Origin of the sequence: Streptomyces sp. NPDC048504 (assembly GCF_043200035.1) — a bacterium.
In the GTDB taxonomy this organism is placed as follows: Bacteria; Actinomycetota; Actinomycetes; order Streptomycetales; family Streptomycetaceae; genus Streptomyces.
In genome coordinates, this window is the sequence record NZ_JBICXA010000017.1 from 245,255 (window position 1) to 258,626 (window position 13,372).

At 69.2% G+C, this 13,372-nt stretch carries 12 protein-coding genes and 1 pseudogene; 6 read left to right on the forward strand and 7 right to left on the reverse strand.

The window, feature by feature from the left end; genetic code table 11:
- Nucleotides 1-17: 17 nt before the first annotated feature.
- The 4 genes from ACGFY9_RS36305 to ACGFY9_RS36320 all read right to left on the reverse strand — a co-directional run bounded on the left by ACGFY9_RS36305 (nucleotide 18) and on the right by ACGFY9_RS36320 (nucleotide 3,879).
- Entirely contained in the window at nucleotides 18-548 is a 531-nt protein-coding gene (locus tag ACGFY9_RS36305; RefSeq protein WP_393761473.1) for a hypothetical protein, read from the reverse strand.
- On the reverse strand, nucleotides 500-1,432 hold the full coding sequence (locus ACGFY9_RS36310; RefSeq protein ID WP_393761393.1) for a transposase: 933 nt from the start codon (nucleotides 1,430-1,432) through the stop codon (nucleotides 500-502). Before ACGFY9_RS36310 ends, ACGFY9_RS36305 begins: the two co-directional genes overlap by 49 nt.
- Nucleotides 1,433-1,697: 265 nt before the next feature.
- On the reverse strand, nucleotides 1,698-2,816 hold the full coding sequence (locus ACGFY9_RS36315; RefSeq protein WP_393761395.1) for a fatty acid desaturase family protein: 1,119 nt from the start codon (nucleotides 2,814-2,816) through the stop codon (nucleotides 1,698-1,700).
- A gap of 7 nt (nucleotides 2,817-2,823) precedes the next feature.
- Nucleotides 2,824-3,879 (reverse strand): ferredoxin reductase, encoded by a 1,056-nt coding sequence (locus ACGFY9_RS36320; RefSeq protein WP_393761397.1) that lies wholly within the window; start codon nucleotides 3,877-3,879, stop codon nucleotides 2,824-2,826.
- An 86-nt stretch (nucleotides 3,880-3,965) separates the two neighbouring features.
- Between ACGFY9_RS36320 and ACGFY9_RS36325 the strand changes: the two genes are divergently transcribed.
- From ACGFY9_RS36325 to ACGFY9_RS36335, 3 genes are all read left to right on the forward strand, one after another.
- Nucleotides 3,966-5,105, forward strand: coding sequence for a PucR family transcriptional regulator (locus tag ACGFY9_RS36325; RefSeq protein ID WP_393761399.1), 1,140 nt, complete (start codon nucleotides 3,966-3,968; stop codon nucleotides 5,103-5,105).
- A gap of 868 nt (nucleotides 5,106-5,973) precedes the next feature.
- Nucleotides 5,974-6,804 carry an IS5 family transposase gene (locus ACGFY9_RS36330; protein WP_393761401.1) on the forward strand — a complete coding sequence of 277 codons (831 nt, stop codon included), beginning with the start codon at nucleotides 5,974-5,976 and terminating at the stop codon, nucleotides 6,802-6,804.
- Entirely contained in the window at nucleotides 6,801-7,244 is a 444-nt protein-coding gene (locus tag ACGFY9_RS36335; protein WP_393761403.1) for a hypothetical protein, read from the forward strand. The genes ACGFY9_RS36330 and ACGFY9_RS36335 overlap by 4 nt, the downstream gene beginning before the upstream one ends.
- Before the next feature lie 9 nt (nucleotides 7,245-7,253).
- Here ACGFY9_RS36335 and ACGFY9_RS36340 read toward each other — a convergent pair whose 3' ends face one another.
- Together ACGFY9_RS36340 and ACGFY9_RS36345 are read right to left on the reverse strand one after the other, a co-directional pair.
- Complete coding sequence (locus ACGFY9_RS36340; protein ID WP_393761405.1) at nucleotides 7,254-7,523, reverse strand: multiprotein-bridging factor 1 family protein; 270 nt, start codon at nucleotides 7,521-7,523, stop codon at nucleotides 7,254-7,256.
- Between the two features lie 136 nt (nucleotides 7,524-7,659).
- Nucleotides 7,660-9,330 carry an ISL3 family transposase gene (locus ACGFY9_RS36345; protein WP_393761407.1) on the reverse strand — a complete coding sequence of 557 codons (1,671 nt, stop codon included), beginning with the start codon at nucleotides 9,328-9,330 and terminating at the stop codon, nucleotides 7,660-7,662.
- Nucleotides 9,331-10,510: 1,180 nt separating this feature from the next.
- Here ACGFY9_RS36345 and ACGFY9_RS36350 point away from each other — a divergent pair.
- Complete coding sequence (locus tag ACGFY9_RS36350) at nucleotides 10,511-10,954, forward strand: hypothetical protein (protein WP_393761409.1); 444 nt, start codon at nucleotides 10,511-10,513, stop codon at nucleotides 10,952-10,954.
- Between the two features lie 83 nt (nucleotides 10,955-11,037).
- Here the strand turns inward: ACGFY9_RS36350 and ACGFY9_RS36355 are convergent, their stop codons facing one another.
- On the reverse strand, nucleotides 11,038-11,523 hold the full coding sequence (locus tag ACGFY9_RS36355) for a hypothetical protein (RefSeq protein ID WP_393761411.1): 486 nt from the start codon (nucleotides 11,521-11,523) through the stop codon (nucleotides 11,038-11,040).
- Nucleotides 11,524-11,759: 236 nt separating this feature from the next.
- On the opposite strand from ACGFY9_RS36355, the pseudogene ACGFY9_RS36360 reads away from it, so the two are divergent.
- Nucleotides 11,760-12,056: pseudogene (locus tag ACGFY9_RS36360) on the forward strand (hypothetical protein).
- Nucleotides 12,057-12,397: 341 nt separating this feature from the next.
- Nucleotides 12,398-13,357 carry a hypothetical protein gene (locus tag ACGFY9_RS36365; protein WP_393761413.1) on the forward strand — a complete coding sequence of 320 codons (960 nt, stop codon included), beginning with the start codon at nucleotides 12,398-12,400 and terminating at the stop codon, nucleotides 13,355-13,357.
- Nucleotides 13,358-13,372: the final 15 nt, after the last annotated feature.

A 13,372-nucleotide genomic window follows, 5' to 3' on the forward strand; every position in this document is an offset into this window, starting at 1 on the left:
GAGGGTTTCGATTCGTTTCACGGTCTTCCCGGCTCGTGACGTGGGGCTGGCCTGCGGTTCTTCGAGCCGGGTGGGCGTCCTGGGCCGGGCTTGGAGGGTCTGGGCACGTCGGCGGGACGGGCTGTCTTCACGCGGAGGTGGCGGAACCCCCGGCGGACCCGGGCGGGGGTGAGCCGACGCGGCTCGGCGGGCCGTTCCCAGGGCCGGAGGAGGTCCTCGGCGAGGGGCCGGGCGAGGCGGAGTTGCGTGTGGGCGGCGATGATCAGCCAGGTCCGCAGGTCGGCCGTGTGCGGATCGCGGAGCTTGGGGACGGTCCAGCCCAGGGTCTGCTTGAACAGCCGGAAGGTGCGTTCCAGATCGAACCTGCGGAGGAACGCCTGCCAGCGAAGGCCGACGTCCGCGCCGGTCATGCCGGTGCGCGAGGACCACAGCCACACCGGTTTCGGGTCGCGGTCACAGGGCAGGTACTCGACCTTCAGCCGGATCAACGTGCCGTGGATCAAAGGGAGTTCGCCGCAGTGGTCGAGCCAGGGGCCACGAGCCTGCAAGCCGGGGTGCATCCGGTCCCAGGCGAGGGCTTCGGCCGTGCCGTAGCGGGTGGTGTCGCACGTCGTGGCCTGGTCAGGGGTGTGCCAGGACTCCGGCTTGGAGAAGGTGAGGACGCCGCCGTGCTTGCGGGGCTGTCCGCCGCGCGGGGTGGAGCGGCGTGGGCCGGCGTCCCGGAGCATGACGCGGTCCGAGCGCAGGCGGCCGACCAGCTCGACGGCAGGTCGGCCAGGACGTAGGCGAGGCGGGTGACGTCGTAGCCGGTGTCCATGACGACGAGGATGTCCGCGTCGCCCAGCCGCCACTGCCCGGCGTGCACCAGCCGGGTGACCACCTCGCGCAGCTGGGTGGCGGTCACCGCGGTGGCATCGTCGCACGGCCCCAGCCGGATCGCGTCCAGCACGGCCGTCCAGGACGTGCGTCCCGTCTCCAGGGCGGCGACGAAGGAGTAGGGCCAGCCCGGGATGAACTGATCCGCGCTGCGGCCCCGTCCGTAGACGTGGCAGAACAGCAACTCCGGACTGGTGGGGGCATCGGGTCGCAGCCAGTTGCTCACGTCCACCGCGAGGACGATCCGCCCGTCGGCGGCACGCGGCAACGGCGTGGAGGCCAGCAGCCTGCGCAGGCGCCGCGGTTCCAGCCAGCCGTGGTTGACCGCGTCGTACATCGCCCCGTGCCCACGCCGGTGCTCGGCCGTGAGCGTCAGCTCGACCAGCGACGTCACCGGGCCGTCCGAGCACAGCACCGCGTCGGTGAGCTCGAAGAGCGCATCCGCCCGTGTGTAGAGGCAGTCGTAGAACTCGACACGAAAATGGGACAGGACGCCCAACGCGGCGTCAGCGGACTGTTCAGCGGCGAGACTCTTCACCAGCGGCCGTTCCTTCACGCGACGTTGCTCGACACCTCGAAGCGTGAAGAACGGCCGCCCTGCTGTCGCGGGAACGAATCAAGATCAGCGGGTCAGGTGAACGGCCTTGGTTAAACACCAAGCTGAGCTCCTGGCGTACGTCCAGGCGGCGCAGCCGGACTACGGGCTGCCCGGATCTCGTGTCGTACGGTCTGATGTCGCGGTCGCCCGCCGTCCGCAACGGATCTCACCGAACCCGGCGGTGGCGCCGGTACGCCCGGGAGATCTGAACCGATACCGGGAATCAGGCCGCGACGAGCTCCTGTTCGCGGTCCGGAGTCCTGGCGTTGGGCTCCTTGTTCGGCAGCGAGAGGCGGAAGACCTTGTGCCACGCGGAGAACACCTGCTTGGGCAGCGGCCCGGTGACGTACTCCAGCTCGTACTTTGCGAACAGCGCGCGCACCTTCACCGCGACCTCGGCGTACCGGTTGCTCGGCAGGTCCGGGAACAGGTGGTGCTCGATCTGGTGCGAGAGGTTGCCGGTCATGAAGTGCATGGCGCTGCTGCCGCTGATGTTCGCCGAACCCATCATCTGGCGCAGGTACCACTGGCCGCGCGTCTCGCCCTTGATCGACCGGCGCTCGAAGACCTGCACGCCCTCGGGGAAGTGCCCGCACATGATCACCGAGTGGGTCCAGATGTTGCGGACCAGGTTCGCGGTGAACGTGGCGGCGAGCGTGGGGAGGAACGACGGGCCCGACAGCAGCGGATGGATCACGTAGTCCTTGAGCACCTGCTTGCGGATCTTGCGGCCCACGGCCTTGGCCCGCGCGCGGAACTCGGGGTTCTTGCGGCGGTGCTTGTTCAGGTTCTTGCCGAGCTCCAGGTCGTACGCTGCGATGCCGTACTCGAAGAAGCAGGCGTTGATGAAGTTCCACAGCGGCTGGCCGAGGTGGAACGGGTGCCACCTCTGGTCCTCGTCGACGCGCATGATGCCGTAGCCGAGGTCGTTGTCCTTGCCGATCACGTTGGTGTACGTGTGGTGCAGTTCGTTGTGCGAGTGCTTCCACTGCTCGGACGGCGAGACGTGATCCCACTCCCAGGTGGTGGAGTGGATCTTCGGGTCCCGCATCCAGTCCCACTGGCCGTGCAGGATGTTGTGGCCGATCTCCATGTTGTCCATGATCTTCGCCACGGACAGGCCGGCGGTGCCGAGCAGCCACGCGGGCGGGAAGATCGAGAACAGCAGCACGCCCCTGCTGGCCAGTTCGAGCTTGCGCTGCGCCGAGATGACCTTGCGGATGTAGGCGGCGTCCTTCTCGCCGCGGCCGGCGATCACCTCGTCGCGGATCGCGTCCAGCTCGCGGCCGAGCTCCTCGATCTGGTCCGCGGTCAGGTGGGCGGTGGGGTCGGTGGCGGTCAAGGTGCTCCTACCGTTCGATGTCGCAGGGGCCCGCGGCGGCGGACACGCAGGTCTGGATGAGGACGCCCGGCTCGGCCTCGGTGATCTCGCCGGTACGCAGGTCGCGGACGGCGCCCGCCTTGAGCGGCGTGACGCAGCCGAAGCAGATGCCCATGCGGCACCCGGAGGGCATGAGGACGCCGGCCTCCTCGCCGATGTCCAGCAACGGCGTGGCGCCGTCCGCGTCGACGGTTTTGCCGGTGGCGCTGAACGTGACCTCGCCGCCATCACCGGTGACGACGATGCTGGGCCGGAAGCGTTCGGTGTGCAGGAGTTCTTGTACGCCGTGCTTGGTCCAGTGCTCTTCGGCGGCGTCGAGCAGGCCCGCGGGCCCGCAGGCCCAGGTCTCGCGCTCGGCCCAGTCGGGCACGAGTTCGTCGAGACGGGCGACGTCGAGCTGGCCGTCCGTGTCGGTGTGCACCTCGGTGAGCCGCAACTTGTTGTCCCCGACCAGGCCGTGCAGTTCGCCGCGGAAGATCACGTCGTGCGGCTGTGGCGCGCAGTGGACCATGACGACGTCGTCGAACTCGGTGTCGCGCAGCATGCCCATCACGGGCGTGATGCCGCTGCCGGCCGTCAGGTAGAGCACCTTGGCGGGCTTGGCCTGCGGCAGCACGAAGTCACCGGTCGGCTGGTCGAGCTGGATCAGCGTGCCCGGTTTCGCCCTGCGGACCAGGTGGTTGCTGACCTTGCCGTCCGGGATCGCCTTCACGGTGATCGTGACGCGGCCGTCCTGGCGGTCTGTCGGCGAGGTGATGGAGTAGGCACGCCACAGGCGCACCCCGTCGACGTCGACCCCGATCCGCACATATTGACCGGCCGTGTGGCCGCGCCAGCCCCGTCCCGGCCTGATCACGATGGTCGCGGCGTCACCCGTCTCGGGGTGCACGGCCTCGATGCGCCCACGCAGGTCAGCGCCCGCACGCAGCGGGCTGACCAGGTCGAGGTAGTCCGACGGCAGCAGCGGCGTCGTGACCATCTCCAGCAGTTTCCACGCCCTGCTGCGGAGGGCTGTACTCGTCATGACCCCAGCCTGCTGCGCCCCAAGGCGTAAAGTCCTGACCGCAGGACGTAAATCTGGTCGGCTGAATTGTTCGCAGGGAACAAAATATGGGGCATGCAGTTCGGAGGGCCAGCGAACTGGCCCTGGATGAGACGACGGTCACCGCACTTCGGGCCGCGCTGAGGACCACCGCCGACGAGATCGTCGAGGCGATCATCGACGAGGTCCCTTCCTACGCCAACGCCCTCGCGGGCCGTATGGGCGCCACCATCCGCCGAGCCGTGCGCACCGCCCTGGGGCACTACCTGGACCTAGCGAGCGGGAACGACACAGGCGGCGACGCCGGTGACGCGGCCTACGAGCTGGGCCGCGGCGAGGTGCGCGACGGCCGTTCGATGGATGCCCTGCTCAGCGCCTACCGCGTCGGTGCCCGCGTGGCCTGGCGATGCCTGGCAGCGGGTGCCGTACCCGCAGGGCTGCCCGCCGCCGAGGTCGCCAAGTTCGCCGAGCTGACCTTCGCCTACATCGACGAGCTCTCCGCCGCGAGCGCCGCGGGCCACGCCGACGAACTGGCCGCCCGGGGCAGGGACCAGGAACGCCACCTGGAACACCTGGCCCGCGACCTCCTCGCCGGCGCGAGCCCGGACGTGCTGCTGGCCTCTGCTGGGCGGGCCGGGTGGCAGCCTCCGGTTTCACTGACCGCCGTCCTGCTGCCCGCCGCCCAGGCCCGGCCTGCCTACCGCGCGCTCGACCCGAGCACCCTCGTCCTCGACGATATGCCGGACGCCACCGGTGTAATGCTCGTCCCCGACGCCGACCGGTCACATCTCTTGCGGCAGCTGACCGACCGTACCGCCGTGGTCGGCCCGGCCCGGCCATGGACTCGTGCGTCCGCCTCGTACGCACGAGCCCTACGCGCGCGCTCCCTCTCCCCTGATATCCGCGACACCGAGGACCACCTGCCCGAACTGGTGCTGAGCGCCGACGCGGACGCGTTCGCAGACCTGCGTGCCCGAGCCCTCGCCCCCTTGCGGCCCTTGCCTGTCGCGACCGCGCGGCGGCTGGAGGAGACGTTGCGGGCGTGGCTGCTGCACCAGGGCAGGCGGGACGAGGTGGCGGCGGCGTTGTTCGTCCATCCCCAGACGGTCCGGTACCGGATGGCGCAGCTGCGGGAGCTGTTTCCGGATCTCTCATCGCCACACCGGGTCCTTGAACTGACGCTGGCGGTCGGTCTTGGGGTCAGTTGATGCGTACTTCGACCGTCCATGACCGCGTCCGCGAGCGGTCCGGGAATCGTGTCTCGTTCTCGGTGCGATCAACTGGCGCATGCGGCCCGGGGAAGGGCGGTCTCAGCCGGCTGAGACCGGGGGTTGATATTGAAGACCGGACATGGCCTCGGGAAGCCCGTCGTGGGCGCTGTCTCTGAGAAGCGCGGTGGCGGATTCGGCTGGACCGGATCCGGTGGACGATGCGCACCGGCCCGCTCGTTGAGTATCTGGTCGGTGATCTGAGCCGTCCCTGCCCGCCCACGCGTGGTTCACGGGCAGTGGCGATATGCGGGGTGCGGTTCCTGCCTTGCGCGCCGACGGCGCCGGGCGTGCGGCATCTGTGCGCCCGTATGCCGTGCCCCGCGCGGTAGGGCGGCAGGAGGGTAGGGCAGCATCTGCTCAGCTTCCGCCTGCCCGTGAGGGGTCGTCATGCATTCCACCCGCCGTGCCGGATCATCCGTGCTGTTGACCTGCCTGGTGCTCGCGGGCTGCTCGCCCACGCTCGGAAACCCGAACGCGGGCGCGTCAGGGAGCGGGACCCCTTCGGCGGGTCCGTCGGCCGCCGGCGGGGCCGGGCGGGCGATCGCGGTGGGCGATCGCGGTGGGGGGGCGCAGAAGACGTACACGGTGCAGCAGCAGCTGGCCGCGGGCTCCTGCCACTACCGGTATCTCAAGGGCGAGCCGAGCGAGGACCCGAAGTGCACTCCGGGTGCGATATCTCCGGCGGTCACGCAGTCGAATCTGAGAGGGTGGAATGAGAGTGCATGGGAGTTTTGTCGTCACCTGAATGTGTGGCGGTGCGGCATCCCGGCCGGTCGGCGGCCATGGGCATGTTGGGCTGGTCGCTGTGAGCGAGCGCAAGCCCTACAAGACCGACGTGAGCGACGAGCAGTGGGCGCTGGTCGAGCCGGTGATCGCCGGGTGGAAGGCCGCGCATCCCTCGGTCAGTGGCCATCAGGGCCGGTACACGATGGGGGAGATCGTCAACGCGCTGCTCTACCAGGGCCGCACCGGCTGCCAGTGGGAACTGCTCCCGCACGACTTTCCGCCGCCCGGCGCGGTGAAGTACTACTTCTACACCTGGCGTGACGACGGCGTCGATCTGACCATCCACGACCTGCTGCGCTGGCAGGTGCGGGAGATGACGTGTCGGAAGGCGGACCCGAGCCTGGTGGTGCTTGACACCCAGAGCGTGCATGCGGCAGCTGGGGTGCCCGCGGTGTCGACGGGGCGTGATGCGGCAAAAAAAGTACCGGGCCGCAAGCGCGGCCTGGCCGTTGACGTTATGGGGCTGGTGATCGCGGTAGCCGTGGCGGCCGCCTCTGCGCACGAGAACGCCGTCGGCATCGCACTGCTGGACAGGGTCGCCGCCGACACCGACAACGTGCAGAAGGCCCTGGTCGACCAGGGTTTCAAGAACGCCGTCGTCGCGCACGGGGAAAAGTTGGGCATCGAGGTGGAGATCGTCGAGCGCAATCCCAAGCAGACCGGGTTCGTTCCCCAGGCCAGGCGGTGGGTCGTGGAACGCGCCTATGGGATCTTGATGCTGCACCGCAGGCTGGTGCGCGACTACGAGCACCGGCCCCGCAGTTCGGAGTCGCGGGTGTACTGGGTGATGACCGCGGTGATACTGCGCCGGCTGACCGCGGCGACCGCACCCGCCTGGCGCACGGCATGACCGGCGGGGAGCTGACGCTCGGCGCGGTGCTGGCCCGACTGGAGGAGCGGGAACGCCAGATCACCGCGCAGGCCGAGACGACGCGGGAACAGATCACGCAGCTGACCGCCCAGCTCGACGAACTCGGCCGGGCTGCCGACGAAGTCCGGATCACCCGCATGACGCTGCTGGCGCTGCCGGACCCGCAACCGCCCGCGCCGCCGGCACTGAAACTGCCGGACCATCCGGCCTACCAGCAGATCATGGCGGTGTTCACCGCGGCCGACCATCCGCTGCGTGCGCGGCAGGTGTGCGAGGCGATGGACCTGCCGGTCGCGCCCAACAACATCAACAACGTTCGCCTCAAGCTCAAGCGGCTGGCCGACCGCGGAATCCTGGCCGAAACCGAGCCAGGACTGTTCACCAGGCCACGACCGCAATCGCCCGGAAGCCAGCCCTGACCAGCACACCTACTCGAGGTCCATGGTCGAGTCGGCCGATGTCTCACGGCCCATCGCCTCGGACGGCGTGGTCTTGATGCTGCCCGGAGCCCAGCCGAGTACTTCCTCGAAGCTTCGGGCAACGGTTGGGGTGGGCAGGTCTCCACGGTCGCGTTCGAAGGTCCTGATGGTCGCCTCACTCAGCCAGGTGCGGCGCGCGAGTTCACGCTCCGAGATGCCTTCGGCCTCCCGGAACTCGATGAGGGCTCTCGCCAGCCGTGTCGAATCCTCTCCACTCATGACCGCAGTATGTCGCGGAGCCCGGGCCGAGATGGCCCTCTCGCTCGGTCCCATGCCGGGCACCGGGCCGCGGCAACGCGCCCGCCAGGCCGAATCCCAGTCGATTTGTTCGTCCTAGCCATGCAACCGGCACTCGTTAACAGCCCTGATCTGCACGCCAATCCCGTAGCAGAGTCAGATACAACACAAAAACTCGCATACCGCCCTCTCGGGTGGCCAGGAGGACTCGTTTGCGAAGCAAGGCGAATCCCGCACGGCCAAACATCTGGCGCTTGAGCATTTTGATCCGGTTGACATGGCCCTCCACGACGCCGGAGTTCCAGGGGAGGGTGAGACCGGCGGTGACGGCGTCGAGGTCGCGCAGTAGGTGCTGAGCGAAGTGGCGGAGGCTGGGCAGTTCGGTAGCGGCGCTGGCTGCTTCGATCCATTCGGGGAGTCGGTCGCCTTGCAGGTGAGTGAGCATGTGGGCGAAGGAGCGCACGTGCTCGGCGAGTGCTGTCAGTTCGGGGCAGTTGGCCAAGGCGGCTTTGAGGTGGATCCGGTCGATTTCGGGTAGCGCGTCGGGGTGCGTGAGGATCCAGCGCGTGACGGCGCGGGCCGATGGCGGTCGGGGACCGACCGGTTGGGGCTTGCCGCGAAGAGTCCTGCTGACGTAGTCACGGACGCTGGCGTATCCGCGTGGATAGCCTTGTTCCTTGATCTCCTCCCATAGTTTCCAGGCGTTGGTGCAGCCTTCCTGCCAGCGCTGATCGAGGTAGGGCTTGTACGCGTCGAGCCTGGTCGCGCGGTTTTGCCACTGACCGGTGAACATCTCCTCCGGGGTGGTGGCCCGGGAGAAGCGCAGGATCGTGTTGAGGGTCATGCCGAGTTGTCGGGCGACGGACCGCTTGCTGTGACCGGCGGCGAGGAGAGCGTGGATGGTGGCGTGCTTGGCGCGGGTGCGTTCGGCGAACCGGTGCCCTGTCGGCCAGGGCGACAACGCGGTCGGCTCAGGCTCCTCCTGGGGTTCCTCCGGCTGTGTCGGCATGGGGCGCAAGCAACCGCGGTGCCGGTAGACGCACTTCTCGGCGGCTTCGCCCAGGTTGTGCCAGAGGTGCCACCGGTCGGCGACCTGGAGGGCCTGCGGGGCGCCACGGGTGGCGCCCTCGGCGAAGAAGGGAGCCCGGTCGCGGCAGATGATCTCGATGCCGGGTCGCTCGGCGAGCCAGGCCGCGAGCGTGTCCGCTTCCCGGTCGGGAAGGAGGTCGACCGGGCGACGTGTCTCGACGTCGACCAGCACGGTTCCGTAGACACGGCCCTTGCGCTGGGCGTATTCGTCCACGCCGACCACGCGGGGTGCTGCGGTGGCGGGGCCGGGAAGCGAGGCGATCAGCCTCAGCAAGGTGTTCCGGCTGACCGGGACCTTGAAGGCGTCCGTCATCCGGGCGCCGGCCCGGCCCGCGAGCGCGAGGCCGACCGACACCAGTGTCGACCGCAGCCGCTCGGTCCGTCGCCCGAACTTGCGGGTGAGGCCGGGTACTTGCTCGGCGAAGGTTTTCCGCTCGCACGATTCCTCCTCGCAGACGAACCGCCGCACCCGCAACGACACCACGACGAGCTTGCCCGCTGTCGGCAGATCGCGAGGAGATCGCAGGTAGGTGCCATGTATTCGCCCGGACCAGCATCCACACCCCGGACAGGCCACCTGCCCTGCGGTCGTACGGGCATCGATCCTGACGACTGTGTCGGTCGCCTCGACCGATTCCAACAACACGCCCTCGACCGAGGAGAACAGCAGCTCGTCCAGCTGCGGAAGCACTTCGTTCACGGCGAAGGACTGTCGACCACACCACCATCCAGCCCAGCGATTTTCGGGCGAACTCAACCGCCACGACACAAAGATCGACAGTCACCCTGTGTACGCGACCACACGAAGTGGACCAGAGCCCGCACTGAGATACAAAGCCATACACACTCCCGGAGCCGGAACGACGAAAAGCTGACCGTCGTCATCGTGCTGGTCTTCGGCGTGCTGAACGCCCCCACCGCGTTCGGCCAGACCGTCTTCGACGTCGTCGGCCAGCTCGCGCAGGGCGTCACCCAGTCGGGCAGCCCCTGAGCTCGGTGCCACTCCCTGCCTCGCCGCCCGCAGCCGTGTGGCGTCGGCCACGGACGAACCGTCTCGTCAAGGGGTGGTCAAGGGTCATAACGGACACTCGGGAGCGGTGACCGTCAGGTCGCGGACAAGGGGTGCCTTCTCACGGTGGCTCCGGCCCGTACGCCTCGCGCGCGGGCCGGACCTGTCACCGATCCGGCCGCGTACGGCCGGAGAATCCCGAGGACGCGATGACCACCGCACCCCTCCCGCCGACCCCGCCGACGCCGCAGACCGGGTCGGACAGCGCTGCGACAGCGAGCCCCGCAACGAGCCCTGCGGCGAGCCACGCTCCGAGCCCTGCAGCTGCGAGCCGCCGTCTGGCGGTTGTCGCTGATCAGACCCCTTGTCGACCCGTCCTGGCCGGTTGCAACTCCTCTTCTCCCAGCACTGATGTGCCTGGAGAAGCGTCCCGGGCCCGGAAGGCGGCGGCGGCGAAGGCCGGTGCGGACATCCGCGGCGAAGTCCTGCTCACCCTCGCCCAGCTGCGTCTGGCCACACCCCGCCAGCTCAAGCCACTGCTGCTGCCGCACCAGCAGGACACCGACCACGTCCATCGCGCCCTGCGCAACCTGCTCGCCGAATCCCCGGCCCTTGGTCGGCCGGACCCACCGCGCCCAGCAGAGCTACTGGTACTGCACCCCGGCGGGCCTCGCCGAAGCCGCCGCCTCCGGTGCACTCGCACCGAGGGCGGGCCGGACCACCGGCAAGCGCATCGCGGCCAGCAAGACGGGTCTTCGGGAGCACGGCCTCGCCCTGGTCGACACCGTCGTCGCCTTCCACCAGGCGGAGGCGGCCGACTGCGCCGACTGGCAGGTAGAAGTCGTCCCATCCCACCTCGGCCGGGAACCTGGTGCCCGACGGCGTGGTGCTCCTGAACAACGGCTCCAGCGCGTTCATGGAGACCGACCGCACGATGTCCTACGCCCGCCTGGTCGCCAAGGTGGAGCGCTACGACGCCTACCGCAACGCGCCGCCGTCCGGACGCGGCAACGCCGCCCGTGCCCCGCGCAGCCACTGGCAGGAGACCTACGCCGGGCCGTCTTTGGACCGGCCCTTCCCGCCGGTGCTGTTCGTCTTTGCTCCCGCCCCGCGACGCGCGGCCCCGGCCACCCGGGAAGCGGTCTTCCACCAGCGCGCCCAGCACGTCCACAGCGTGAACTACCGGATCATCGTGGCGACCACGACGCTGGCACAGCTGACTCAGCAGGGCCCCGGTAAGCCGGTGTGGAGCGTGGTCGGCCGTGGCATGAGGGAGGAACGCCGCTCTCTGGACGCGCTGCCGAAGGCGCGGTGAGCACGCACCCTGACCACCGCCCCGACCACATTGGTGGGCAAGCCACCCTTGAGGACGGCTTGTCCAGCAGGAGACGGCTGGGCTCAGGAGTGTGGTGAGCCGAGTGCGGGAGGGTTGCTGTGGTGGCGCATCCGGAGCCACAAGGGGTGGTCGGCGAGCGCGTCGAGCAGGATCGCGGCCACCGACCGGTCGACGGTGCGGGTGCGCTTCACTTCGTCGATCACGAAGGGCGTCTGCCGGGCCCACAGCTCGCGGGCGGCAGTGTTCATCCGTCGGCTGACGACGCCCAGGGCCGTGAGGGCCGGCTTGCCGGTCAGATGGGGGGAGAGGTATTCCGCGATGACTTGCCCCCGGACGCCGGGTGGGCCGGGCTCCGCGCACACCCGCCACACCACGTCCAGTTCCTCCACGGTGTGTAGCGACTTCACCCAGGACCGCAGCATCTCCTCAGTCCAGGCCGGGTAGTCGTACCGGCCGGGCGGCTTCCACACCACATCCTCTGGCAACACCTCCGGCTGCCCACCTGGCTCGGGCTGCGGCTTTCCATAGGCCGCGCGCACGGTACGCATCGCGTCCTCGTACGAATCGGATTCGGTGTCGATCGTGAATCTCAACGCCCACCCCCAAGCTCAGCGCACTCTGCCCGGAGGTTACCCGGCACGTACTGCCGGAACTGCGGGTTCTGGGGGAGTGGGCCTTCTTGCGACGACGACTTTCCCGCGCGATAGCCGTGGGAAGAGGCCCCTTCCACCGCTGAGGTCGGCGCGGGACCCGCGTTGTCGGTGGCGGCTGGAAGGCTGGTCGGATGAACGGTGACGAGCAGCTGCGCAACGGCCGCGTCTACGGCCACGACCACGACGACCCCAACCCCGGCCCGCTCCCGCACCGGACCTACGCCGAACTGGTCGGCGGGCCGCTGGACGGCCTGCTGCTGGACATCCACGGGTGGCGGAGCGAGGAAGTCGACGACGGCGTGGCCCTGTCCACCGAGCTGTCGCGGTAGCCCGGCGGCCGTGCTCTGTACGACCCGGCTCCCGGCGAACCCCGCGCGCCCGGCCCGGGTGTGATGTGCCGCTTCTACTACTCCGGCGACACACCCTGACCACCGCCCCGACAACCGTGGTGGGCACCCCGACCATGACCCCGACCACGGCAGGTCAGCGTGCTGTCGTACCGCGTGCCGCCCGGGCGTTGCTGACGGACTCCTGGCGCTCGCACCGCGGGCGGGTATTTCGCGGTACAGCAGCGCGTGGCTTCCGGACTGCGGCTGCCGACGGCCGAGCTTCCCACGGACGATGAAGGAGAGCCGACGGCGGACGTCGTGGTGGCTGCCCGCACCGGCTGCTCTCACCGCTGCGACATAAGCGCGACACGGCCGCGCGAACCCGAGGAACTGGCCGCCGCTGCCTGCGAGGTGGGGCGATCGGCGGTCATGATGGCGGCATGAACGATGTGCCTCAGGACCCACCGCCCGCCAGGCATGATGCAGCAGATCCCGGGCCGTCCGAGGAGGCGCTGGCGGACCTACTGTGCCTCGCTGCTTCGCGCGAGCGCACTGTGGACGACCACATGTTCCGCGCAGGGCGCACCTCGTTTCGGCTGCAGTTGTTCACGGCCCCCGGGCAGCGGGCGGTAGCGGTGGTGACTCAGGACCTGGATGAGGCACCGAGCCTGACGAACACTGCTGAGCTGTGTGCGGAAGCGGTGTGGCAGCAGCACTGCCCCGAACAGGAACTGCCGCCGGTGTGGATCGAGCGGCAGCTTCCGGGAGCGTTCGGCGAGGAGCCGGAGTTCCAGCTGGTCACCTTCGGCGAGACCGAGCCGCACCAGGTGCACGATCCGCACTGGGACACGATCAGCAGGGACCACGTCGTGCACCTGGTCGGCGGTCCGGTCGCCGAAGACCGTGGCGAGGGCTACCTGCCGCCCGAGCCGGAAGCAGAGCCGGAGCCGCGGTTCGAGACGATCGAGTTGGGGCGCTTGGCGCAGCCCCGCCCGTTCCGCGAAGAATGCATGTCCGGTGGTTCGGGCGCTACATCCCGGGCGCGGAGCTGGACGGACCGTCTCTTGCGGCGGCGTTGCTGCTGGTACCACTCAGGCGACTGGCACCGCGTCAACGACATGGCGCTCACCGCGCTCTCGCGTGCGCGAGACGAGGATGTGAAAGCGGACGACATGAGGCGCTACGCCGATGCGTACGCTGCTGGGGTCGGCGCGAGCAAGTGGGAACGAGCAGCGCTCTATTCCCTGTACTGTCCGCCCGTCGCCATCCAGCCTTCTGGTGACGACTACATCAGCAACGGCTTCATCAACGGCCAGCACCGGGTTCAGGCGATGCGGGATGCCGGAGTAGGACGGACGGTCGTCCTGCGCCTCGTGTGGCCGGACCACCCTGCTGACTAGAACCCCGGTGTCTGT